The 24,069-nt window shown below is 69.7% G+C and carries 21 protein-coding genes; 4 read left to right on the top strand and 17 right to left on the bottom strand.

Going from position 1 to position 24,069, the window contains the following annotated elements; genetic code table 11:
- Positions 1-3 precede the first annotated feature (3 nt).
- Complete coding sequence (locus tag AC0Z9V_RS02230) at positions 4-2,046, bottom strand: S9 family peptidase (RefSeq protein ID WP_485140576.1); 2,043 nt, start codon at positions 2,044-2,046, stop codon at positions 4-6.
- A gap of 68 nt (positions 2,047-2,114) precedes the next feature.
- Between AC0Z9V_RS02230 and AC0Z9V_RS02225 the strand changes: the two genes are divergently transcribed.
- The 4 genes from AC0Z9V_RS02225 (at position 2,115) to AC0Z9V_RS02210 (ending at position 5,154) form a co-directional block, all read left to right on the top strand.
- Positions 2,115-2,987: a putative RNA methyltransferase gene (locus AC0Z9V_RS02225; RefSeq protein WP_485140575.1), complete on the top strand. Its 873-nt coding sequence runs from the start codon at positions 2,115-2,117 to the stop codon at positions 2,985-2,987.
- A 101-nt stretch (positions 2,988-3,088) separates the two neighbouring features.
- Positions 3,089-3,565, top strand: a complete 477-nt coding sequence (locus tag AC0Z9V_RS02220) for an NfeD family protein (RefSeq protein ID WP_133083114.1) — start codon at positions 3,089-3,091, stop codon at positions 3,563-3,565.
- A gap of 80 nt (positions 3,566-3,645) precedes the next feature.
- Positions 3,646-4,578: an SPFH domain-containing protein gene (locus AC0Z9V_RS02215; RefSeq protein WP_133083113.1), complete on the top strand. Its 933-nt coding sequence runs from the start codon at positions 3,646-3,648 to the stop codon at positions 4,576-4,578.
- A gap of 228 nt (positions 4,579-4,806) precedes the next feature.
- Positions 4,807-5,154, top strand: coding sequence for an RNA polymerase-binding protein RbpA (locus tag AC0Z9V_RS02210; protein ID WP_043445375.1), 348 nt, complete (start codon positions 4,807-4,809; stop codon positions 5,152-5,154).
- A 54-nt stretch (positions 5,155-5,208) separates the two neighbouring features.
- On the opposite strand, the gene AC0Z9V_RS02205 is transcribed toward AC0Z9V_RS02210, so the two are convergent.
- From AC0Z9V_RS02205 to AC0Z9V_RS02130, 16 genes are all read right to left on the bottom strand, one after another.
- On the bottom strand, positions 5,209-5,934 hold the full coding sequence (locus tag AC0Z9V_RS02205) for a polyprenol monophosphomannose synthase (RefSeq protein ID WP_485140574.1): 726 nt from the start codon (positions 5,932-5,934) through the stop codon (positions 5,209-5,211).
- Positions 5,935-6,362: 428 nt separating this feature from the next.
- On the bottom strand, positions 6,363-8,003 hold the full coding sequence (locus AC0Z9V_RS02200; protein WP_485140573.1) for an amidohydrolase: 1,641 nt from the start codon (positions 8,001-8,003) through the stop codon (positions 6,363-6,365).
- Between the two features lie 44 nt (positions 8,004-8,047).
- On the bottom strand, positions 8,048-10,867 hold the full coding sequence (locus tag AC0Z9V_RS02195; RefSeq protein WP_485140572.1) for a DEAD/DEAH box helicase: 2,820 nt from the start codon (positions 10,865-10,867) through the stop codon (positions 8,048-8,050).
- A gap of 103 nt (positions 10,868-10,970) precedes the next feature.
- Entirely contained in the window at positions 10,971-11,756 is a 786-nt protein-coding gene (tatC, locus tag AC0Z9V_RS02190) for a twin-arginine translocase subunit TatC (protein WP_485141264.1), read from the bottom strand.
- Positions 11,757-11,816: 60 nt separating this feature from the next.
- Positions 11,817-12,173 (bottom strand): Sec-independent protein translocase subunit TatA, encoded by a 357-nt coding sequence (gene tatA, locus AC0Z9V_RS02185; protein ID WP_485140571.1) that lies wholly within the window; start codon positions 12,171-12,173, stop codon positions 11,817-11,819.
- A gap of 36 nt (positions 12,174-12,209) precedes the next feature.
- Positions 12,210-12,560: a hypothetical protein gene (locus AC0Z9V_RS02180; protein ID WP_485140570.1), complete on the bottom strand. Its 351-nt coding sequence runs from the start codon at positions 12,558-12,560 to the stop codon at positions 12,210-12,212.
- 9 nt (positions 12,561-12,569) lie between these two features.
- A complete protein-coding gene (locus AC0Z9V_RS02175) occupies positions 12,570-14,558 on the bottom strand; it encodes a helix-turn-helix transcriptional regulator (protein WP_485140569.1) in 1,989 nt (662 codons plus the stop codon).
- A gap of 109 nt (positions 14,559-14,667) precedes the next feature.
- Positions 14,668-15,063, bottom strand: coding sequence for an FKBP-type peptidyl-prolyl cis-trans isomerase (locus AC0Z9V_RS02170; protein ID WP_133083106.1), 396 nt, complete (start codon positions 15,061-15,063; stop codon positions 14,668-14,670).
- Positions 15,064-15,108: 45 nt separating this feature from the next.
- Entirely contained in the window at positions 15,109-16,044 is a 936-nt protein-coding gene (locus AC0Z9V_RS02165; RefSeq protein WP_485140568.1) for an FKBP-type peptidyl-prolyl cis-trans isomerase, read from the bottom strand.
- A 143-nt stretch (positions 16,045-16,187) separates the two neighbouring features.
- Positions 16,188-17,549: a Pup--protein ligase gene (pafA, locus tag AC0Z9V_RS02160; RefSeq protein WP_133083104.1), complete on the bottom strand. Its 1,362-nt coding sequence runs from the start codon at positions 17,547-17,549 to the stop codon at positions 16,188-16,190.
- Positions 17,549-18,298, bottom strand: coding sequence for a proteasome subunit alpha (prcA, locus tag AC0Z9V_RS02155; RefSeq protein ID WP_459268296.1), 750 nt, complete (start codon positions 18,296-18,298; stop codon positions 17,549-17,551). Before prcA ends, pafA begins: the two co-directional genes overlap by 1 nt.
- A gap of 3 nt (positions 18,299-18,301) precedes the next feature.
- Complete coding sequence (gene prcB / locus AC0Z9V_RS02150; RefSeq protein WP_133083102.1) at positions 18,302-19,126, bottom strand: proteasome subunit beta; 825 nt, start codon at positions 19,124-19,126, stop codon at positions 18,302-18,304.
- Between the two features lie 3 nt (positions 19,127-19,129).
- On the bottom strand, positions 19,130-19,333 hold the full coding sequence (locus tag AC0Z9V_RS02145) for a ubiquitin-like protein Pup (protein WP_133083101.1): 204 nt from the start codon (positions 19,331-19,333) through the stop codon (positions 19,130-19,132).
- 46 nt (positions 19,334-19,379) lie between these two features.
- Entirely contained in the window at positions 19,380-20,945 is a 1,566-nt protein-coding gene (gene dop / locus AC0Z9V_RS02140) for a depupylase/deamidase Dop (protein ID WP_133083125.1), read from the bottom strand.
- Positions 20,946-21,022: 77 nt separating this feature from the next.
- Positions 21,023-22,780 (bottom strand): proteasome ATPase, encoded by a 1,758-nt coding sequence (arc, locus tag AC0Z9V_RS02135; RefSeq protein ID WP_485140567.1) that lies wholly within the window; start codon positions 22,778-22,780, stop codon positions 21,023-21,025.
- Positions 22,781-22,936: 156 nt separating this feature from the next.
- On the bottom strand, positions 22,937-24,010 hold the full coding sequence (locus tag AC0Z9V_RS02130) for a tRNA (adenine-N1)-methyltransferase (protein ID WP_485140566.1): 1,074 nt from the start codon (positions 24,008-24,010) through the stop codon (positions 22,937-22,939).
- Positions 24,011-24,069 lie beyond the last annotated feature (59 nt).

Genomic DNA, 24,069 nt, shown 5'->3' with positions numbered 1-24,069 from the left:
CGGCTACTGCACCGCCGTGGCGGGCGGGTTCGCGTCGGTCGGCAGGTACCTGGCCCACCACCTCAGGATGTGGTCGAAACGCTGCCTGCGGTGCCACGGCGATCCCGACCTCGAGAGTTCGTGGGTCTCGCCCGGGAACACCAGCATCTCGGTCTCCACGCCCTGCTTCTTGAGCGCCGTGTAGTACCGCTGCGCCTGTTCGATGGGGCAGCGGAGGTCCTCCTCGGAGTGGATGACGAACGCGGGGGTCCTCACCTGCCCGATCTTCGCGAAGGGGTTCTGTGCCTCGACACGCGCCGGGTCCGTGCCGGTGTATGCCTCCGAGAAGAACCAGCCGATGTCGGAGGACCCGACGAACGACGGCGGATCCAGGTAGCCCCGCTCGACGATCGCCGCCTCGAAGCGGTGGTCGTGCGCGATCGTCCATGCCGTCAGGTACCCGCCGTAGGATCCGCCCATCACACCGAGGCGGGTGGCGTCCATGGCCCCGAAGTCGGCGAGCGCGCCGTCGAGGTACGCCAGGACGTCGTCGAGGTCCACGGTGCCCATGGCCTCCTTGATGACCCGCCCGTGGGCCTGGCCGTAGCCGGCGGCACCGCGGGGATTGCAGAGCAGCACCGCGTAGCCCGCGGCGGCGTAGACCTGGGCCTCGTCGAAGTAGCCCCAGCCGTACTGCGCGAACGGCCCGCCGTGGATGACGAGCAGCACCGGGTGCGGTCCCTCCCCTTCGGGCAGGACGACCCACCCGTGGACTGGCGTGCCGTCCGGCGCCGGGTAGGTGCGTTCCTGCAGCTCGCCCACCCTCGTGTCGGAGCGCAGGGCGGCCGAGAAGTCCGACAGCGGCCGCAACCCCGACGGCTCGACGACCGCGACGTCACCGGAGGTCGAGGGGTCCGTGTAGGAGACGACGACCGCCTGTCCGGACGCCGCGGCGCCCGTCACCACGGTGGGACCGGTGACCAGGATGGAGGACTCCCCCGACGCCGAGACGCGCAGCAGCTCGCCTCTGCCCTGCGCCCGGTTGAAGACGAGGACGGACTCCGGCCCGTCGGCGACGATCTCCTGGACGTCACCGAGGTCCACGGTCTCGGGATCGGTGAGTCGCCGGACGTTCTGCGGCTCGTCGGTCCGCAGGACGTACAGTGCCGTGTTCCGGGCCACGAAGTCCAGGCCCGACGGCGAGAGATCCGAGGCCAGGAAGAACAGCCAGGCACCGTCCGTGCTGGGCCGGGGAGCACCACAGCCGAGCCGGGTGCCACCGCCGTCGTTCGTCAGCCGTCGGTGGTCGCCCCCGTCGGGCGAGATCGAGTGGATGTCCGAGACGAGCGTGGTATCGGCCTCGGCCCCCAGCGCGGCGGTGAAGTAGATGCGGTGGCCGTCCGCCGAGAAGACCGGCTCGAGGTGGTCCGCGTCGGCCGTGGTCAGCTGGGTGGCCGACGGCACCGCGCCCTGCTCCTCGAGGGCGCCGGGTCCGTCGGCCTGCTCCTCCTTGAGCCGTCCGACAGCGGGGATGTAGGGCTCGGCGTCGAGATCCGGGACCGCCACGGTGAAGAGCTGTGAACGCTTGTCCGTGGTGTAGCCGAGCCCGTTCATCCGGTACTTGTACTGCGTGACGAGCCGCGGATCCTCGAGCCCCGCGCTGACGCCGTCCAGCGTCCCGTAGCGGCCGTGCTCGGGGACGCGCGCGGCGAAGACGACCGTCCGCGAGTCCGGGGAGACGTCGAAGTGGGCGACGCCCAACGGCTGGTCGGTGAGCTGGACGGGCTCCCCGCCGGACGCCCGTGCGGCGAACAGCTGGGGCTTCCCGCCCGGCGCCGCCCGCAGGAACAGGAGCAGTTCGCCATCGGGTGAGTAGCGGGGCGCGGTGTCGCGGAACCCGCGGGTCAGCCGGCGGCGCCCGCCGTCGAGCGTGACCTCCCACAGCTGGCCGACATAGGCGTCGGCGCGGAGGTCGGGGCGGGTCGCGGCGACGACGAGACGGGAACCGTCGGGGTGGAGTGTCGGGGTACCCGTGGTGGTCAGGAGTTCTATCTGGTCTGGTTTCACCCTCCGACTAGACCCGAAACAGTGGCCTGAGTCAACGGTGCGCAGGTACTTCTCCCTAGGATGGGAGGATGCCCGACCTCCCCGACCACCTCCTGCTCTGTCCGGTCTGCGGACAGCCGCTCGGACGGGCGGCCCGCGCGCTCGCGTGCGGCCACGGCCACCGCTTCGACGCCGCCCGCCAGGGCTACTACAACCTGCTGACCGGGAAGGGGACGCCGTTCGAGGGCGACACGGCAGCGATGGTCGACGCGCGGGAGGAGTTCCTGGCGTCGGGCCACTACGCGCCCCTGCGGGAGGCGGTCGTGGCAGCCGCGCTCCGCCATGCCGCGCGGCCGGCGGTCGCGCTGGACGCCGGGGCCGGGACGGGCTACTACCTCGAGGGGCTCGCGGACGCCGCGCCGCACATGGTCCCCGTCGCGCTGGACATCTCGAAGGTCGCACTCCGCCGAGCGGCGCGCCGCCTGCCCGGTGGCATCAGCATCGTGTGGGATGTCTGGCGCCCGCTGCCGGTCGCGGACGGTGTGGTGGACGTCCTGCTCAACGTCTTCGCCCCGCGGAACGCGGACGAGTTCCTGAGGGTCCTCGCGCCGGGCGGCCGCGTCGTCGTCGTGACACCGCGACCCGGGCACCTGGCCGGCCTCGAAGCCGTGGGATCCCTCCTGTCCGTCCCTCCGCAGAAGGCGGACGACGTCCTCGCGGCCTTCGCCGGCGCGCTGGACGAGATTGCACGGCAGGACCTCGACTACGTCATGCACCTGCCGCGGGACCTGGCGCGGTCGGCCCTGACCATGGGGCCCGCGGCCCACCACGCGCGACCCGCCACCGCCGGGACCGCGGCCGGAGCCCCGGACGACCTCCTCGCGGTCGAGGCCCGTTTCACCGTCCAGGTGCTGTCGGCGCGGGGGCCGTCCCGATCCCCCGCGGACGGCACGGAAGGGTAACAACTCGCCCTGCAGGTCCGGCCGACCTAGGTTATGTCACACCCGTTTGCCAGAATGGACGCAAGCGCTGCCGACCGCGGCGGACACGAGGGGGATGCTCGATGGAATGGTTGCTCGCCAACGGCTGGGTCCTGTGGCTCGCCCTGTTCCTGGGGCTCGCCGCCGTGGAGACCCTCACGCTCGACCTGTTCTTCATCATGCTGTCCGTCGGCGCGCTGGCAGCCCTCGTGGCCACCGTGACCGGTGCGGGGTTCGTGCTGCAGATCGTGGTCTTCGCCGTCGTGTCGCTCCTCATGATCCTGCTCGTGCGGCCCGTGGCCGTCCGCCACCTGGAGAAGGGACCGGCAGACCAGCGGAACAACATCGACCGCCTCATCGGCGCCGCCGCCCTCGCCCTGGAACCCGTGACGGCCCACTCGGGCACGGTCAAGATCGGCGGTGACACGTGGACGGCCCGCTCCGCCGACGGTGTGGCGCTTCCCGCCGGCACCCGCCTCTCCGTCGCCAGGATCGACGGCGCCACCGCCGTCGTCGAACCGGTCGCCGACCGTCCCCTGCCTCCGGTCACCGAGGCATAGCGCGCTCCGCCCACGCCTTTTCCGCGTCCTGGCCGCACCTCGGCCCCCGAGGGGCGCACCCACCACAACAAAGGGGATCCATGAACGGCACCGCCGGGACGATCGGACTCACTCTGGTCCTGATCGTCCTCATCATCTTCGTCCTGGTCGTACTCGTGAAGTCCGTCAGGATCATCCCGCAGGCGCGCGCAGGCGTCGTCGAACGGCTCGGCAAGTACCAGCGGACGCTGAACCCGGGACTGACCATCCTCATCCCGTTCGTCGACCGGCTGCTGCCGCTCCTCGACCTCCGCGAGCAGGTGGTGTCCTTCCCACCGCAGCCCGTGATCACCGAGGACAACCTGGTGGTGTCCATCGACACGGTCGTCTACTTCCAGGTGACCGACCCGCGCGCGGCGACCTACGAGATCGCCAACTACATCCAGGCCGTGGAGCAGCTCACGACGACCACCCTGCGCAACGTGGTGGGTGGACTCAACCTCGAGGAGGCCCTCACCTCACGGGACCAGATCAACGGTCAGCTCCGCGGAGTGCTCGACGAGGCGACCGGCCGCTGGGGTATCCGCGTCGGACGCGTGGAACTCAAGGCGATCGATCCGCCCCACTCCATCCAGGACTCGATGGAGAAGCAGATGCGCGCCGAACGTGACCGCCGCGCCGCGATCCTGACCGCGGAGGGTACCAAGCAGTCCCAGATCCTCACGGCGGAGGGCCAGCGCCAGGCCGCAATCCTCGCCGCCGAGGGTGACGCGAAGGCCGCGATCCTGCGCGCCGACGGCGAGGCACAGGCGATCCACAAGGTGTTCGACGCCATCCACAAGGGCAACCCGACGCAGAAGCTGCTCGCCTACCAGTACCTGCAGACATTGCCCAAGCTCGCGGACGGCTCGGCGAACAAGCTCTGGATCATTCCGAGCGAGGTCGGCGAGGCATTGAAGGGCATCGGCAACGTCCTCGGCACCACCACCCCGGACTCCCCCTCCGACGGCCCCGAGGCGGTCACGCGCACCTGAGCCACGACCGATCCCACCCGGAGCTCACCGGTGCCCGGAGGCCGGCTGTATACTTAGGTGTTTACCCCTCCCCCGGCAGGAACATCTGCGCGGTACGGAGTGTTATACGGACAGCTTCCCTTTCGCCCGACGGCGATCGCGGGTACCGGAGCCCGGGTAGGACTTCGGTGAGAAACAGCGGTAACGGCCGACCGGTAGACGGGAGGCCACGGTGACTAGGAGAGAATCATGAGCGATCGCAGCCTGCGCGGCATGCGCCTCGGTGCGCAGTCCATGGAAACGGAATCCGGCGTCGAGCCTGCTCCCCGTCAGCGGGTCGAGTACCGCTGCGAGGACGGCGAGCGGGTCTTCGTGACCTTCTCCTCGGAAGCGGACATCCCGGCCACCTGGGTCTCGAAGACCGGCAAGGAAGCCCTCCTCGTCGACGGGGAGAAGCCGGACACCTCGAACGACAAGCCCGTCCGCACCCACTGGGACATGCTCCTCGAGCGCCGGTCGGTCGAGGAGCTCGAGCAGATCCTCCAGGACCGGCTCACGATCCTGCGTGAGCGTCGCGGAGAGCGCCGCTCGGCGTAACCCGAGACAGCAAGGAAAAAGGCACCCGCCGCGGCGGGTGCCTTTTTCTTGCTGTCAGGCACGCCCGGTCAGCGTGGCCCACCGGGCGGCGAGCCCCCAGCGGGTGACATTGGCGATGGCCTCGAACACGATGTTCCCGCTCATCTTGGATGCGCCGAGCTCGCGCTCCACGAAGGTGATGGGCACCTCGACGATGGTGAGGCCGGCGCGCGCCACCCGGAAGGTCATGTCCACCTGGAAGCCGTAGCCCACGGACTCGACGGCGGCGAGATCGAGGCTCTCCAGCGTCGACCGGCGGAAGGCCCGGAAGCCGGCGGTGATGTCGCGGACGGGTAGTCCGAGCATCAGGCGGGAGTACGTGCTGCCGCCACGCGAGAGGAGCTTGCGGTGGGCCGGCCAGTTGACAACGCTGCCACCGGCGACCCAGCGGCTGCCGATCACGAGGTCGGCCCAATCCACGGCATCGAGGAGGTCCTGCAGCTGCTCGGGTTTGTGGGAACCATCCGCGTCCATCTCCACGAGGACGTCGTAGTCCCGGTCCAGGCCCCACCGGAAACCGGCGATGTAGGCCGCACCGAGGCCCTCCTTGCCCTTCCGGTGCAGCACGTGCACCTGGGCGTCGGCGGCAGCGGCACGATCCGCCAGGTCACCCGTGCCGTCGGGGCTGTTGTCGTCCACGATGAGGACGTCGGACGCGGGGACGGCTGCCCGGAGGCGGGCGAGGGTCAGCGGGAGCGATTCGATCTCGTTGTAGGTGGGGATGATCGTGACGACTCGCACGCAGGTGGGCCTTTCCATCGGGACGCGCATCGCGCAGGGACCGACTCCGTACCGGAGCCAGTCTGCAAGTATAGGCGACCGTCGCGGCACGCCCGGAAAAGGAGAGGCCCGGCTCCCGGGTGGACGGGTCGGCAGATCCACGCATCTTCGTACCGATGCCGTCACGCATGGCGACACCGTTTTCTACTGATGCGTGGACCTGCCCTTGGAAGTGCCGGCTCCGCCTGGAGGGGCAACACGCGCCATTGGAAAGGCCGATGCGTTGCGCTCGTAGAGGCCGGCCAGGTTTCCTCCCGTGGGAGTTCCTCCAACCCGTAGGGCAAAAGCTTACGTGCTGTGGAGGAGGTGTCAACAGCACTCTGACCTGCGACGACAGGCCTTTGCGCAGGTCAGACGACGGTCGTCGACGGGCCGCGGATTCGGTGGTCCTACGCCGCCGCGAACTCCTCGGCGGCGAACAGACGGCGCCCGTCGTGCACGGTCTCCAGGCACGACGGCGCGTTCTCCGTGTCCAGTGCCGGCAACAGCGGGGTGCCCGCCCGGGGGTCCGTGCTCCAGGACTGGACGCGGTTGTCCGGTGTCTGCACCATGAGCTCGTCCACCTTCCAGACGGCGAAGGACGCCGGGGTGCCGGGCGCGAGCTGTCCCATCATGGGGCTGCGGCCCGAGAGGCGCCAGCCGGCCCTGGTGTGCGCGATGAACGCGGCGCGGGCTGAGATGTTCTCCGCGGCGGTGCTGTGCTGCAGGCAGGCACGCACGGACGCCCATGGATCGAGGGGTGTCACCGGGCTGTCCGATCCCAGCGCCACGAGCACGCCCGCGGACAGGAGGGAGGCGAACCGGTTCATCCCGGTCCTGCGCTCCCCCAGCCGCTGGTCGTACAGTCCGCCCTCCCGGCCCCACAGCGCATCGAAGGCGGGTTGTCCGCTGACGGCGACGCCGTAGTGCACCAGCGCGGCGATCGCGGCATCGTCGGCGAGCTCCACGTGTTCCAGGCGGTGGCGTGAGCGGCGCACCGCCTCGACGCCGAGCTCGCGCGCGGTCGCCTCGAGGCCGCTCAGGACGACGTCGAGCCCGGCGTCGCCGATGACGTGGAATCCCGCCTGGACGGTCTCGGCGGTGGTCGCGAGCAGGTGGGCCGCGACGTCGTCCTCCGTCAGGTAGAGCGTGCCGCGGTTCGCCGGGTCGTCGCTGTACGGTTCGCGCAGGGCGGCCGTCCGCGACCCGATGGAACCGTCGACGTTGAGGTCGCCCGCCAGCCCCGCGAGGCGACCGCCGAAGCCCTGCATCAGCTCGCGCACCTCGTCCCGCGACGAGGCGCGTTGTGCCCAGTACGGGATGACCTCCGGGAGCGCGAGTTCGCCCTGCGCACCGTCGATCGAGAGCAGCACCTCGAGGTCCTCCCGCGGTGCGATGTGCGGAGCGGCCATCTCGGTGACCGCGACGTACCCCCGGGCGGCAGCGTGGCGCAGGGCGGCCTGCTGGTAGGTGCGGCGCTGCTCCGGGGCGAGGTTGCGCGTCGCCTGGCGGGCGGCTTCGTGCGCCGCGCGGACGACGAACCCGTCGTCCCACCCGTCGACCGCGGCGAGGCCGAGTGCCGCGGCGAGGCTCCCCGAGACGACGGCCGAGTGGATGTCGGCCCTCACGAGGTAGACCAGGGCGCCGTGGCCCGCGCGGTCGAGCTCGGCGGCCGTCGGGACCCGCTTCTCCGGCCACTGGGATTCGTCCCAGCCGAAGCCGAGGATCGTGGACGCACCGGACCTCGCCGCAGCGGCGACCGCGCCGAGCAGGTCATCGAGGGAGCGGCAGGAGGCCAGATCGATCGAGCCGAGGGCGATGCCCGTCTCGGTGGTGTGCGTGTGGGCGTCGACGAACCCGGGCGTCACGAGTGCACCGTCGAGGTCCACGGTGCGCACGTCGGGGCCGGAGAGGTTCGCAGCGGCGTGCTCGGACCCGACCCAGGCCACCGTCGCCCCGTCGACGAGCATCGCGGTGGCGAAGGGATCAGCGGGGCTGTAGACGGACCCGTTGCGGTAGAGGACGGGCAGGGGGCGCTTCGAAGTCGGCATGGAGGTGCAGGAGGCTTTCTGTCGTCGGGTGTCCCGAAGGGGGACTACTCACTGATGTTCGAGTATGCCACCACGCCACGACGGACCAGCCTGATCGCCCGCACGCAGGTCTGCTGCAGGCCGCCCGGCAGGTCCGGCACCTTGGCCAGCTGGTCCAGGAGGTCGATGACCTGCTTGGACCACCGCACGAAGTCACCGGCCGCGAGTTCCGTGCCGCTCAGGGCCGCCTGGAGCGATCGGCCCTGCGCCCACTTGAACATCGGCCACACGAGTGAGAGTTCGGGTTCACCGGTCACGGGGAGCCGGTGCTGCTCCTCGACGTCGTTGAGCTGGGACCACTGGCGGATGATGGTCTCCACCGACCCCTCTAGGGACACGCTCGGCATCACGGGCCGGACGCCGCGCTCCTCGCGCTTGGCCTGGTAGACGAGGACCGTGGTGAGGGCTGCGAGTTCGGCGGCGTCGAGCTCGGTGAAGGCGCCCTCCTCGACGCACAGCGCAATCAGCAGGTCCTTCTCGCCGTAGATCCGCCGGAGCTTCTGCCCCGAGGCGCTCACGAAGACGCCGTCGTCCGTGTACTCGAGGTAGCCGTAGTGGGCCAGGACCTCGGAGACGCGGTCGAACGTCTTGGCGATCGTGTTCGTGCGGCCCCGGATCTGCCCGCCCAGCTTGTCGGTCTCGCGGCGCAGCTTGAACCAGCGCTCGGCCCAGCGCGCGTGCTGTTCCCGTTCGCTGCAGCCGTGGCAGGGGTGGGCGCGGAGCCGCCGCCGCAGATCGGTGATGGCACGTTCCTCCGCGGCCGCCGATGCCGAGTAGCCGCTCGCGACCCGGTCGGCACCCCGCCGCGGCGGCCGCTTCTCCTGCAGTGCGTTGCGGAGAGAGGACGTCAGGTCGCGGCGGTCCTTCGGGCTGCGCGCGCTGAAGTGCTTGGGGATCCGGATGCGGGAGAGGACCTCCACGGGACCGTCGAGGTCCTGCACGCCGACGCGGCGGATCTGCGTCTCGAGCGTGAGGACGGTCGGCCGCGGCTCACGCGACGTGTCGCTGTCCAGGACCACGGCGTACCCCTGGCTCCGCCCTCCCGGGACGTCGATGACGTCACCGGGCCGGAGCGACTCCAGCGACGACTCCGCGGCCGAGCGCAGCGACCGCGACTTGTCCCGGGACGCGCGCGACTCGAGGTCGGACAGTTCGCGCCGGAGGTTCGCGTATTCACGGAAGTCGCCGAGATGGCACGTCATGGACTTCTCGTAGCCCTTGAGCGATTCCTCGCGGCTGCGCACCTGCTTGGCCAGGCCCACCACGGAGCGGTCCGCCTGGAACTGGGCGAAGGACGTCTCGAGGATCTCCCGGGACCGCTCCTGCCCGAACTGCGCCATGAGGTTGATGCTCATGTTGTACGTGGGCCGGAAGCTCGAGTTCAGGGGGTAGGTGCGACGCGAGGCGAGCCCGGCCACGGCACCGGGATCCGTGCCCGGTTGCCACAGCACGACGGCGTGGCCCTCGACGTCGATCCCGCGCCGGCCGGCCCGGCCGGTGAGCTGCGTGTACTCCCCCGCGGTGACGTTCACGTGGGCCTCGCCGTTGAACTTGTCGAGCTTCTCCAGCACGACGGTCCGTGCGGGCATGTTCACGCCGAGCGCGAGGGTCTCCGTCGCGAAGACCGCCTTCACGAGCCCGGCCGCGAAGAGCCGCTCGACGATCTCCTTGAAGGTGGGCAGCATTCCCGCGTGGTGCGCCGTGAAGCCGCGGATGAGTCCCTCACGCCATGTCCAGAAGCCCAGGATCTCGAGGTCGTCGCGCGGGATGTCCATCGTGGCCTCGTCGATGGTCTCGCTGATCTCGTCGCGTTCGTCCTCCGTGGTGAGCCACAGCCCGGCGTGGAGGCACTGCGTGACGGCCGCTTCGCAGCCGGCCCTCGAGAAGATGAAGGTGATCGCCGGGAGCAGGTCGGCGCGGTCGAGGGCGCTGATGACCTGCGGGCGCGTCGCACGGCGGACGGCCGTCGTCCGCGGGGGGCCGCCCCGCCCGTTCCGCGGTCCTCCGCGGCGCCCGCCGCCCCAGTTGGCACGATGGTTGAGGCGGATCTCGTTGCTGGCGAGTTCGAGCAGCTCCGGGTTCACGTCGTACTGGTCCCGTGCGCCGGCGTCGGTGCCGGCCGGCGCCGCCTCGTCGAAGGCGATGTCACCGGCGAAGAGGTCGATCAGGCTCTGGCCGACCATGACGTGCTGCCAGAGGGGGACCGGCCGGTGTTCGGAGACGACGACGTCGGTGTCGCCGCGGACGGTGTCCAGCCATGCGCCGAACTCCTCCGCGTTGGAGACGGTGGCACTGAGCGACACCAGCTTCACCTCGGTGGGCAGGTGGATGATCACTTCCTCCCACACCGCTCCCCTGAACCGGTCCGCGAGGTAGTGGACCTCGTCCATCACCACGTACCCGAGGTTGTCGAGGGCGTCCGAGTTGGCGTAGAGCATGTTGCGCAGCACCTCGGTGGTCATCACGATCACGTCGGCGTCCGCATTGATGCTCGTGTCGCCGGTGAGCAGACCGACGCGGTCGTTGCCGTGCACGGCGGCGAGCTCGGAGTACTTCTGGTTGCTGAGCGCCTTGATCGGCGTGGTGTAGAACGCCTTCAGGCCGCGCTGCAGCGCCATGAACACCGCGAACTCGCCCACCACGGTCTTCCCCGCACCCGTGGGAGCGGCGACCAGCACACCCCGACCGGCCTCGAGGGCGGTACACGCCTCCCGCTGGAACGGGTCGAGGTCGAAGTCGAGGGTCTGCTCGAAATGGGACAGCTGTGTCCGTGAGTGTTCCGTGCGGGCCTTGGCTGCTGCGTATCTCTCCGCGGGGGTGCTCATGAAATCCACCCTAGACGTTCGGCTGGGGGCGGGCACCCGGTGTACGCGGTGAGCGATCCCGCGCCGGTCGTGCTTGCGGGACCGGCGCCGGCCGTGGGTCGGGTCAGAGCGCGTCGAGGGGGGTGGCGGTGTCGGCGGTGGCGTCCACGGCCGCTTCCCGGGCTGCGGCGCGGCGGGCCCGGCGCTTGTCGTTGAGCAGGCACAGCCCGATCGCGAGGAAGAATAGCAGCAGCAGGGGGACGGCGAGGTAGAACATGCTCAGGGCGTCCCCGCCGGGGGCGGCCATCGCCGCGAACAGGCACACCAGGAACACCGTGATACGCCAGGCCTTGAGGACCTGACGGCCCGAGACCAGGCCCACCATGTTCAGACCGACCAGGACCACCGGCAGGAGGAACGCGATGCCGAACGCCAGCATCAGCCGGAGCACGAACGTGAAGTACACGGAGACGCTGATGTAGTTCGAGAAGTCCTCCGGCGTGAACTCCGTCAGGACGCGCACCGCGTTGGGGAGGATCAGCCAGGCCAGGGCGATGCCGGCCAGGAACAGCGGGAACGCGACGGCGATGAACGCCAGCGCGATCCGCCGTTCCTTCGTCTTCAGCCCCGGCGTGATGAACGCCCAGAGCTGGTACAGCCAGACCGGGCTGGACAGGACGAGGCCCAGGAACACCGAGACCTGGATGAGCAGGTCGAACGGGGACGCGGCGCTGTCGAAGTTCAGCGACGCCGTCCTGCCCTCCTGGCCGTTGATCGCGATGATCGGTGCGGCCAGTGCACGCAGCACGGGTTCGTAGACGAAGAATCCGGCCACGGTGCCGAGGATGACCGCGATCGCGGACTTGAACAGCCTGTTCCGGGCCTCGCGCAGGTGTTCCTTCAGGGCCATCCGGCCTTCCGGATTGGCCTTCCTGCGCTTGCGGACCTTGGCGGGTGACACAGGGAGGCCCTACTGGCTGGTGTGCGAGGAACCGCCCTGCTGGAACGGTCCCGCCTTCGACTGGCCGTCCCTGTGGCCGTCGGCGCCGCCGCCCGGGTGGTGCGGTGCGGGACGCCCGGGGTTCTGTACAGGAGTCTCGTGGGAGGGGTTGTAGGTCTGCGTCCGGGGGGTGTCGACCACCCGGCCCTCCACGGGCTCCGTGCCGGTCTCGCCGGTGTTGTTCTCGTCCTTCATCTGCTTCACCTCGGACTTGAAGATCCGCAGCGACTGTCCGACGCTGCGGGCCAGCCCGGGCAGTTTCGGCGCGCCGAACAGCACGATCGCTAGAACGATGATGATGACGATGTGCCAGCCTTCGAGCCTCATGTCCGATTCCTCTCGTTGATCCCGCTCCAGTTTAGGTCACAGGTGGGGCATGTCCCGCAGGAGCTGCGGCTGCCGGCGGTCCGAGCGCTTCCGGACGCGCCTGCTGCGGCGGTCTCCACTGCGGCGGGTACGGGCGGCGTCGCGAGCCGCACGGACCTCGGCCGGCGCGGCGAACACCGCCGGCACCGGGATTCCGGGGACGCCCGCGTGCGGCACGGCGGCGCCGTCGTCGGTCGGGACGTCCACCACGAGGCGGTCCATCGCCTCCCCGAATTCACCCAGAGTTCGCATTCCGCGCCGGAAGACGCGGAAGCCGACCACGACGAGGAAGATCACGCTGACGGCTACCAGCGCGACCCACAGGACGATCCACATCCACCAGAGCATGATGCCAGTCTAGGCCAGCGCCTGGTGCGCCCGGGCGGCCTCCAGCCAGCGGAGGGTCTCCTCGCGCAGCTCATCGGGGGCGACGACGGCGGCGGATCCACCGAGGCCCGCCACGAGCCCGGGGATCCAGGAACTGGACGCCACCTTCAGGCGTGCCGCCAGCCGGTCCTCGCCCAGCTCCTGCACGGCGTCCGCGTTGTACTGGGCTGCGATCCATCGCGCCCGCGGTTCCAGCACGAGGGTCACGGCCTGGTCGGTCTCCCCCGACCGGTAGGGCGCCGCCGCTCGCGGGTCCTGTGCGGAGGACGCCTCGTCCGTGGAGGACGTGGCGGGCTGGTCGGTCAGGGTGGCGCTCTGGATGCGGTCCAGGCGGAAGTTCCGCAGGCCGTCGGAGTCGACGCACCATGCCTCGAGGTACCACGTGTCCTGGTGCAGGAAGATCCGGATCGGCTCGAGCAGGCGGTGCGTGATCTCGTCGCGTGTCGGCACGAAGTAGTCCACCTCCACCCGCACCCCGGAGTGCAGGGCCGCCTGCAGGACGTCGAGCGTCGGGTCGATGTCGTCCTCGGTGAGTTTGGTGGCGACGGCGGTGCCGATGTGCGCGGCGTCCCCGGCGGCAGCGGTCAGCTTGGTCTGGGCGCTGACGATGGCCTCGTTGTTCCTCATACCGGGGAGTTCGCGGAGGGCCTGGAGCCCCACGATCAGCGAGCAGGCCTCGTCCATGCTCAACTTCACCGGCTCCGCGAGGTCGCGTGCGTTCGTCAGGTAGATGCGGCCGTCCTCGATGTTCACGTCCATGAGGCCGTCCGGGTAGTGCCGGGGACCGCTGACGAACAGCAGGTCGAGGTCCTTCGTCAGTTGGCCCTCCGTGATGTCGAACCTGCGCGCCGTCTCGCCCACCTCGGCCCCCGGATGCGCGAGGAGGTAGGGCACGAGGTCGAGCAGGCGCAGCAGGTGGTCCTGCGAGGAGGACTTCTTCCGGGGTGCGGGACGTGCGCCGGCGGTGATCTCGACGTCCCGGGGAGCCGTCCGGGCGGCCGTGAGCGCTCCTTCGAGGAGCCGGGCGACCTCCGTCGCCAGCTCCCGGGGCTCCTCCACCCTCGCGTTGGTCCCCAGCCCGGCGATCGTCGCCGCCATCGGACTCGATGCCGCGTAGGGCACGCGGAGGACGTCCCACTCCTCGCCCGTCTGCAGGACCTCGGCGTCCTTGCGCACGCGCAGCACCTGGCAGGAGCCGGGGCGGGCGGCGACGACGGCGGTGCGGTCCGGCTCGCTGCGTGACAGCGAGGACAGCGTGGCGTTCATGTCGAAGGACGCCGGCACGTCGAAGGTGCCCTTCAGGAGGACGGGTTCCCCCGTCATGCGGGACAGGCGGAAGAAGCGTTCGGCCTTGCGGGTGGTGTCGAACCCCACCACGTACCAGTGGCCGAACCGCGCGCCCATCCCCCACGGGTGTACCGTCCGCACCTCCTCACGGCCCGTACTGGCCGCGCGGTAGGGGAAGCGCAGGGGCGTGCGGGAGGTCAGGGCCTGCCACACGATGTCCCAGTAGGGCGCGTCGGTGGTGATGCGGGGCTGGATGAGGGGCGTGAGCTCGACCGCGCCGTCGGTGCTGCGCGAACTCAGCTTCCGCAGTGCCCGGGACGCCGCGGAGTCGAGCGACCCCTGGTCCCACACCCCGGCGGCCAGGTTGAGGACGGCGTATTCCTCCGGCTGGAAGGTGACCCCGCCGAGGCGGTAGTCCTCCGCGCTGATGCGGTACCGCTGCACGGTGTTGTCGTTGTCGAACAGGGCATCCTCGCTGAAGGACTCGAGGGGGATGCCCTGTTCCCGGAGGGCTGCCTTGTCGCGGTCGAAGAGCTTCTCCCGTGCGGCCACCGACGTCGCCTCGCGGTAGAGGTCGATCTCGTCGAACAGTTCCTCCTTCGTGTACCCGCGTCGGCTCGAGAGGAGCATGATCACGAGGGTGAGGAGGCGTTCGGTACGTTTTGCGGACACGGTGAAACCCTATCTTCCCGGGAGAGGCAAAAGGGACGCAGGCCAACCGGTGGTGGCCTGCGTCCCTCCTGGACTGCGATGCCGGAGCTCCGTGCTCCGACGGATCCGGCTAGCGGACGGCGAGCAGGTCCACCACGAAGATGAGTGCTTCGTTCGGTCCGATCGCCGATCCGGCCCCACTGGCGCCGTAGGCGAGGTGGGAGGGGATCTCGAGCCGGCGGCGGCCGCCGACCTTCATCCCGAGGAGGCCCTGGTCCCAGCCCTGGATGACCTGGCCGACGCCGACCCGGAAGTCGAGCGGCGCGCCGCGGTTCCATGAGGCGTCGAACTCCTCGCCCGTGGAGAATGCGACACCCACGTAGTGGGTGGACACGGTGTTGCCGGGCTTCGCCTCGTCACCCTTGCCCTCGATGAGGTCCTCGATCACGAGGTCGGTGGGCACCTCGTGGGCGGGGAAGTCGATCTCCGGCTTCTGCCGGTCGAAATTGCGCTGTCCGAAGGACATGGGTTTCCTTTCCTGGGATTGTCGTCGGTGTGAAGGAGCGCCGGACTACTGCGCGGCTTCCTTGCTGACGATCTCGACGAAGAACACGAGCGTGCCGGATGGCTGGCCCGCCTGTGCCGTGGGGTATGCCCACGGCTCGGGGATCACGAGCAGGACCTTCGACCCGACCTTCTGGCCCGCCAGGCCCTTGGTCCAGCCGGTGATGACCTGGTTCAGCGGGAAGGTCGCGGGCTCGCCGCGGTCGAAGCTGGAGTCAAACTTCTCGCCGTCGGAGTAGGTCCAGCCGCTGTAGTTCGCCGTGATGCTGTCCGTCTCGGCGACGACCTCGCCGTCGCCCTCCTCGAGCACCTTCACGACGAGGTCGTCGGAGGGATCGTTCTCGGGGATGGTCACCTCGGGTGCGCCGTTGTCGGCGAACGTGAACGTGGGGAGCTTGCCCTCCTCGTCGAGCTTCTCGACGTCCTCGGGCGAGAGGACCTCGGGCTCCGGCGGGGGCTGCTCGGCCGAGATGACCTTGAGCACGATCAGCTGCTCCGGAGCGGCGGTCTCACCCTCGGCGGGCTCGGCGGAGGGACGGGTGTAGGCGACCTGCGCCCCGACCTTCGTCCCCACGAGGACCTCGTAGAGCTCGCTGTCCTGCTCCTTGAGCGAGTCGTCCACCGGCAGGACCTGGGGGTCCCCCTGGCTGTAGGTGTCGCCGAGGACCTCGCCGTCCGTGGCGTTGAGGGCGACGAGCTGGTAGCGGATCTGCTGCCCGGCCTCCACCGCGTCCCCTTCGCCTTCTTCGACGGTCCTGGCCGCGACCGCTGTGACGTCCAGCGGCGACTCGAACTCGACGGTCGGCGCCTCCTCGTCGGATCCTCCGCTCACCTTGACAGTGTCGAAGACCTCGGCGGCGCCGGCCGACTTCCCCGTCGTCGTACCGCCGCAGGCTGTCAGCAACAGCAGCAGCGGCAGGAGGATTGCTAGTACTTTTCGCACAGAACCACTTTCGGATTGGTGTCAGTTCAGGCCGCCCGTAGAACAAAGGGCCCTGACAAGCCTAACGGCTCATGGCGTGCGGTTTCTCCTGGGAACACCCTGTGCTGGTGGTTGCACGCGGCCCGCTGCACGCCCCGCAGCCGTCACAACTGCTGCAGGAGTGCTTCCACGCGGTCGTCCACGGAGGTGAACGGATCCTTGCAGAGGATGGTCTGCTGGGCCCGGTCGTTGAGCTTCAGGTGGACCCAGTCCACCGTGTAGTCGCGGTTCGCTTCCTTCGCCCGCCGGACGAACTCCCCACGCAGCCGCGCGCGCGTCGTCTGCGGCGGAAGGTCGACGGCCTCCTTGACGGCGGTGTCGTCCACGACGCGGGCCGCCTCCCCGTGCGCCTGCAGCAGGAAGAACAGACCCCGGGAACGCGAGATGTCGTGGTACGTGAGGTCGAGCTGGGCCGCCTTCGCGGAGTCGAGGTCCTCTCCGGACCGTGCGAGGTACCTGTCGATCAGCTTCTTCTTGATCGCCCAGTCCACCTCGGTGTCGATCCGGTCGGTCCTGCCGGTCTCGACGGCGTCGAGCACGCGCTCCCACAGGTCGAGGATGGCCGGGACGTGGCGGTTGTGGGCGCCGTGCTGGTCCACGAACGCGGTCACCCGGGCGAGGTACTCGCGCTGCATCTCGAGTGCGGTCATGTGGCGCCCGTTGGCGAGCTTGAGGAGCTGCGTCCCGGTGAGGTCGTGCGAGATCTCCCGGATGCTCCGGATCGGGTTCTCCAGCCGGAAGTCCCGCATCATCTCCCCCGCCTCCACCATCCGCAGCAGCAGGTCCACGGACCCGACCTTGAGCAGCATGGTGGTCTCGGACATGTTCGAGTCGCCCGCGATCACGTGCAGGCGCCGGTAGTGCTCGGCGTCGGCGTGCGGCTCGTCCCGCGTGTTGATGATGGGCCGTGAGCGGGTGGTCGCGGACGAGATCCCTTCCCACAGGTGGTCGGCCCGCTGCGAGAACGCGTAGAGGGACCCCGTCTGCGTCTTGAGGACCTTGCCCGCGCCGACCAGCAGCTGCCGCGTCACCAGGAAGGGGATGAGGATGTCGGCGAGGCGTGAGAACTCGAGCTTGCGGGGGATGAGGTAGTTCTCGTGGCTGCCGTAGGAGTTGCCCGCGGAGTCGGTGTTGTTCTTGAAGAGGTAGATCCGCCCGTCGTACCCCTCCTGCGCGAGCTTGCGCTGGGCCTCCGAGACGAGGTCCTCGAGGATCAGCTCGCCCGCGCGGTCGTGAGCGATCAGCTGTGCGAGGTCGTCGCACTCGGCCGTCGCGTACTCCGGATGGGATCCGACGTCGAGGTAGAGGCGGGACCCGTTGGTGAGGAACACGTTGGAGGACCTGCCCCAGCTGACGACCTTCCGGAACAGGTACCGGGCGACTTCCTCGGGCGAGAGCGGGCGCGAGTTGGGCCCTGAGTAGGAGATGCCGAATTCCGTCTCGACCCCGAAGATGCGCCGGTCCATCATGTGTCCTGTTCGTACTGCAGGAGGTTCTCGAGCTCGGGTCCGCCGATGCGGCGGAAGGCGCGGCGGCTGCCGCGCAGGGTGTCGGGGTCGCGTTCGAGGAACGCGACCTCGAGGAGCGAGGGGTCCAGTGCGGCGATTCCGGACGAACCGCCGTCGTTCCCGGTCTGCGCGGAGGATCCGTCGTTCCGCAGGGCGCGGGCGGCGGCGCGGACCGCCTCGGGGAGGCTCAGCTCGGGCGACCAGGGACCTTCGAGGGCGTGGACGACGGCGTCGGCAGCACCGCCCATGACCACGAAGCCGGTCTCGTCCGCGATGGATCCGTCGAACGTGAGGCGGTACAGGTGGTCCTCGTCCTGGCTACGGCCCACCTCGGCGACCACGAGCTCGACCTCGAACGGTTTGCTCTCCGCGGTGAAGACGGCGCCCAGGCTCTGCGCGTACACGCTGGCGAGCCCCCGGGCCGTGACGTCCTCGCGGGCGTAGGAGTAGCCGCGGACGTCGGCGTAGCGGACGCCGGCCTGCCGCAGGCTCTCGAACTCGTTGTACTTGCCGACGGCGGCGAAGGCGATGCGGTCGTAGATCTCCCCCAGCTTGTGGAGCGAGGGCGAGGGGTTCTCGGCGACCAGGGCGATGCCGTCGCGGCAGCTCATCACCACCACCGAGCGGCCGCGGCCGATTCCCTTGCGGGCGAAGTCCGCACGGTCCTTCATCAGCTGCTCGGGCGAGACGTAGAACTGCTGTGTCATGGCCTATGCCTCCCGGCCCGCCGAGGAGCGGGCCTCGATGATGGTGTGCGCCGCGGCCTCGAGCTCCCGCTCGGGGATGCGGCGCGCGCCGGTGCCGTCGACGACGTAGACCACGGGCCACAGGGCCCGCACGGTGTCCGGCCCGCCGGTCGCCGAGTCGTCGTCGGCTGCGTCGTAGAGGGCCTCGACGGCCACCCGCACAGCCGATGCCTCGTCCAGGCGCGGATTCCACAGCTTCTTGAGGGCGCCGCGGGCGAACACGGAGCCCGAGCCGACCGAGTGGTGCTCGTGCTCCTCGTAGCGGCCGCCGGTGACGTCGAAGGAGAAGAGCCGGCCCACGTGCCGCTCGGTGTCGAACCCCGCGAAGAGCGGCACCACCGCGAGGCCCTGCATGGCCATGGGGAGGTTCTGCCGCACCATCGCGGCGAGGCGGTTGGCCTTGCCGTCGAGGCTCATCATCGTCGCCTCGATCTTCTCGTAGTGTTCGAGTTCCACCTGGAACAGTCGGGTGAGGTCGAGGCCGATCCCCGCACTCCCGGCGATCCCCAGGACGGAGTACCGATCGGCCGGGAAGACCTTCTCGATGTGCCGGCTGGCGATGACGTTTCCCATCGTCGCGCGCCGGTCACCGGCCATCAGCACCCCGCCGGGGAAGGTCAGGGAGACGATCGTGGTCGCGTGGGGCGCGAGATGGGACGCGTCGGTCGACGTCCCCGGGCCGAGCGTGCGGTTCGACGGCAGCAGGCCGGGATGGTGGGCGTTCAGGAAGTCGGCGAAGGACGTGGAGGCGGCCCGGGGCACCGCTGCTGCTGCATCGTCCGGGAGCATCCGCTACTGGCCGCCCTTCTGCACGAATCCGCGCACGAATTCCTCGGCGTTGGACTCGAGGACACCGTCGATCTCGTCGAGCAGGTCGTCGACACCCTGGGTCTGCGCGGAGTCCTGGGCGGCCGGCGCTGCCGGGGCGGGATCGGGGAGCTCCTCCTCCGATGCGGAGGACGTCCCACCGGTGTTGATGCGGTCCTGTGTCGCCATGACGGCCACCCTTTCCGTGTTCGTGATCAGTTCGGTGATCAGGTTCCTATGGTGCCACGCGGCGGTCGGGGCCGCTCAACAATCGGGCGAGGAAATCCTGGGCGTCGGCTGCTGTATCGAACAACTCCTCGGTCAGTACGGCCGTGCCCCGGAGCGGCTCGCGTGTCTGCACGCGCTGCAGCCGCCGCTCCCCCGCCAGCTCGAAGATCAGCGAGTCCCAGCTCGCACCGACGACCTCCGCCGGATACTCGGAGATGCAGCGGCCGCGGAAGTAGGCCCTGGTGTCGCGCGGCGGCTCGACGGCTGCCCGCGCCACGTCCTCGGGGCGCACGAGCAGGTCGACGTCGCCCCGGCGCGCGAGCCGCTGGTAGATGCCCTTCTCCGGCCGCAGGTCCGCGTACTGCAGGTCGATGAGCGCGAGCCGCGGGTCCGTCCAGGCGAGTCCGTCCCGCGTGCGGTAGGCCTCGAGCACTTTCAGCTTCGCGATCCAGTCCACCTGCCGGGCCGCCGCAAGAGGTTCGCGGCGCAGGGTCGCCAGCAGTGCCTGCCAGCGTTCGACGACGTCGCGGGTCTGCTCGTCGGCGTCCTCCGGCACGGCGCGCGTCACCGCCTCGCAGTAGATCTCCTGAAGGTCGAGTCCGGAGACGCTGCGGCCGTCCGTCAACCGGACCGTGGCCGCCAGCGACGGGTCGTGACTGATGGTGCGCAATGCCTGCACGGGGTCCTCGAGGGTGGGGACCGGCGCCAGGCCCTGCTCCACCAGCGCCAGGACGAGGGAGGTGGTGCCCAGCTTGAGGTAGTTGGACACCTCGTTCAGGTTGGCGTCGCCGATGATCACGTGCAGCCGGCGGTACTTCTCGGCGACAGCGTGCGGCTCGTCGCGCGTGTTGATGATGGGGCGCCGGACAGTGGTCTCCAGGCCGATCTCGTTCTCGAAGAAGTCGGCACGCTGGCTGATCTGGAATCCGGGTTCCTGGTTCAGCGGGCCGATGCCCACGCGGCCGGCGCCGCAGATGACCTGCCGTGAGACGAAGAAGGGCAGGAGCGCTTCGGCGAGCTTCGAGAACGGCACGCTCCGGGGAACGAGGTAGTTCTCGTGCGAGCCGTAGGAGACGCTCTTGTTGTCCGTGTTGTTCTTGTAGAGGATGACGGGCGAGAAGCCGGGGGTGGAGCCGATCCGGGTCATGGCGGCCGCGGCGACGTGGTCCCCCGCCCGGTCCCACAGGACGGCGTCCAGCGGATTGGTCACCTCGGGCGAGGAGTACTCGGGGTGGGCGTGGTCCACGTAGAGCCTCGCACCGTTGTTCAGCACGAGGTTCATCAGCACCGCCGCCTCGGCCGGCTCCCCCCGTTCGAGGGCTATCTGTTCCGCGCTGAGTTCCGCGGGTTCGTCGGTCAGCTGGCTGGGATGCGCGGCGGCCCGATCCATCCGGAACCCGCGGGCGTCCGTCAGCGGTGTCTCGTCCGTGTAGTCCCAGCGGGTGCCCGCGAGGTTGCCGAGCCCCTCCCTCAGAGTCGCCGCGTAGGCGTTGACCACCTGCGAGGACAGGAGCGTGGGATTCGCCGAGGGAAGGGCGGGCGCGATGATCCCGTACTCGGTCTCCGTCCCCATGACACGGTGGACGGAGACCCCCTTGCCCACGGCCGGCAGCGCATCCGTCCCACCGGTCCGTCGTCCACCCGTTTCGATCACAGATACTGGCCCGTGTTCGCCGTCGTCTCGATCGACTTGCCCGGCTCCTGCCCGGCCTTCCCCTGGACGATCGTCCGGATGTAGGTGATGCGCTCGCCCTTCTTGCCCGAGATGCGTGCCCAGTCGTCCGGGTTCGTGTTGTTCGGCATGTCCTCGTGCTCGCGGAACTCGTCGACCACGGCCCGCATGAGGTGCTCGATGCGCAGGCCCTTGCTGCCGTCGAGGAGGAGGTCCTTGATGGCGTACTTCTTGGCGCGGTCCACCACGTTCTGGATCACCGCTCCGGAGTTGAAGTCCTTGAAGTAGAGCATCTCCGTGTCCCCGTTGGCGTAGGTCACCTCGAGGTACTCGTTCGACTTGTCCGTCGAGTACATCTGTTCGACGGTCCGGCGGATCATCTCGGAGATCGTGGTCTGCGGGTCGTTGCCGTTCTCCGCGAGGTCGTCGGCATGCAGGGGCAGGTCGGCGGTGATGTACTTCGCGAAGATCTCGGCGGCGCCCTCGGCGTCGGGCCGCTGGATCTTGATCTTCACATCGAGCCGGCCCGGCCGCAGGATGGCCGGATCGATCATGTCCTCACGGTTCGAGGCGCCGATGACGATCACGTTCTCCAGCTTCTCGACACCGTCGATCTCGCTCAGCAGCTGCGGCACGATGGTGGTCTCGACGTCGGAGGAGACGCCGGTGCCGCGCGTGCGGAACAGCGAGTCCATCTCGTCGAAGAACACGACGACGGGACTGCCGTCCGACGCCTTCTCGCGGGCACGCGCGAAGATCAGCCGGATGTGGCGCTCGGTCTCCCCGACGTATTTGTCCAGCAGCTCGGGGCCCTTGATGTTCAGGAAGTAGCTGCGGATCTGTTCGAGGCCTGCGCGCTCCGCGGCACGTGCCGCGAGGGAATTCGCGACGGCCTTCGCGATGAGCGTCTTGCCGCACCCGGGAGGGCCGTAGAGGAGGATCCCCTTGGGCGGCTTGAGGCCGTGTTCGCGGTAGAGGTCGGGGTGGAGGAACGGCAGTTCCACGGCGTCGCGGATCTGTTCGATCTGCGGACCCAGTCCGCCGATGTCCCCGTACGCGATGTCGGGCACCTCCTCGAGCACGAGGTTCTCCACCTCGCTCCGGGGCACCTTCTCCAGGCCGTAGCCGGATTTCGTGTCCACGGCCAGCGCATCGCCGACCCGGATCCTCTCGGCCTGCAGCGGCCCGCTGAGGCGGATGACGCGCTCGTCGTCCGTCCGCCCGACGACGAGGGCACGATCGGCTCCCAGGAGTTCCTTGACGGTCACGATCTCCCCGGCCCGCTCGAAGCCTAGGGCCGCGACGATGGTCAGCGATTCGTTGAGCAGCACCTCCTGGCCGGGCGTGAGCTGCCGCACGCTGATGAGCGGGCTGACGGTGACGCGGAGCTTCCGCCCCGACTGGAGGATGTCAGCGGTGTCCTGCACCGTCGCCTCGGTGGTGGTCCCGGGCTCTGCCGGCCGCTTCGGGTTGACCTGCATGACCGTCGCGAAGCTGAAGGGCGCTGCACCCTCCTTCTCGAGGGCGGCCTTGAGCCGGACGATCTCGGTGCGGGCCGATTCCAGGGCGCTGACGAGCTTGCCGTTGTTCTGGGTCGCGGAGGCGAGCTGCCGGTCGATGTGGCGCAGCCGGTCCCGCAGGATGTTGAGCTGACGCTGGGCCACGGCGGTGTCGGCGGGAGCCGGGGTGATGCCGCGCGCCTCGGCGGCGGGAGCGCTGTCTTCGGAGTCCGTCATTTCGGTTCGCCACCTCGTGTTCGACCTTCGGCTGTCTTTCGACCTTAGCGCAGACGTCAGCGCACGGCGTGCAGTGTTAACGCCCGGCGTCCGCGGACCTCTCCCCTGTTCCTGCCCGCCGCAAATGCTGTATCACCCCCGGTGCGCCGGGCTCCCCTACTCGACCGTACCGCCGTCGGCGATCGCGTCGCGGCGGGCCTGTGCCTCCTCCGAGGGCAGGGATCCGCGCTGGATCGTGGATGCCGCGTCCCGCGCCACGCGCCGGAGCCGTTTGTCCGAGACTTCGCGTTCGCCGACGGCCTGCGGTGTCCACGCGTTGAGGTCCTCCTCGCTGAAGCCGGTCTTGGACGGCCTGCGCTTCGGGGTGAATCCGACGGCGCCGTCGGCGAGCCTGCGCGTGGTGAGCAGGAACCCCGTGTGGGCCACCATCCGGTGGTCCGGACGGACGGCCAGTCCTTCGAGGTGCCAGCCGCGCACCATCGACTCCCAGCCCTCGGGCTCGGTGAAGCGTCCGTCGGCGCGGATGGCCTCGGCGGTGCGGGAGAGCTGCGTGACGGTCGCGACGTAGCTGATCCACACGCCGCCGGCACCGAGGACGGTCGCGACGGCGTCGAGGCACTCCCAGGGCGCGAGCATGTCGAGGACGACGCGGTCCACGGACCCCGGCTCCTCGTGCTCCACGACCTGCTCCTGGAAGTCGCCGAGGGTGATCTGCCACGCCGGGTGGGGCCCGCCGAAGATCGTCTCGACGTTGCCCCGTGCGATGTCGGCGAACTCCTCGCGCCGCTCGAACGAGCGGAGGTACCCGGAGTCGCCGACGGCCCGCAGCAGCGAGATGGAGAGCGCGCCGGAGCCGACACCCGCCTCGACCACGCGGGCCCCGGGGTAGATGTCGGCCATGGTCACGATCTGGCCGGCGTCCTTCGGGTAGACGACGGCGGCACCGCGGGGCATCGACAGCACGAAGTCGGACAGGAGCGGACGCAGCGCCTGGTACAGCTGCCCGGTGGTGTTCTCGAGGATGGTCCCCTCGGTGGCGCCGATGAGGGCGTCGTGCTGCAGGAAGCCCTTGTGGGTGTGGAACGCGCCGCCGGGGGTCAGGGTGATGGTGTTCATCCTGCCCTTCTCGTCCGTCAGCTGGACGCGCTCGCCCGGGCGGAAGGGGCCGCGGCGGGCTGCGGCGCCATGGGGGCCTGCCGGTGCGTCGGGGGGTGTGGGGGTGGAGCTCATGGGGGATCCTTCGGCGAGGGCCGGCAGGACCGGCATGGATGAGGTGGAGATGGGTGGGC

Source organism: Arthrobacter sp. UYP4 (assembly GCF_057291175.1).
This window is presented reverse-complemented; position numbering and strand designations above follow the sequence as displayed.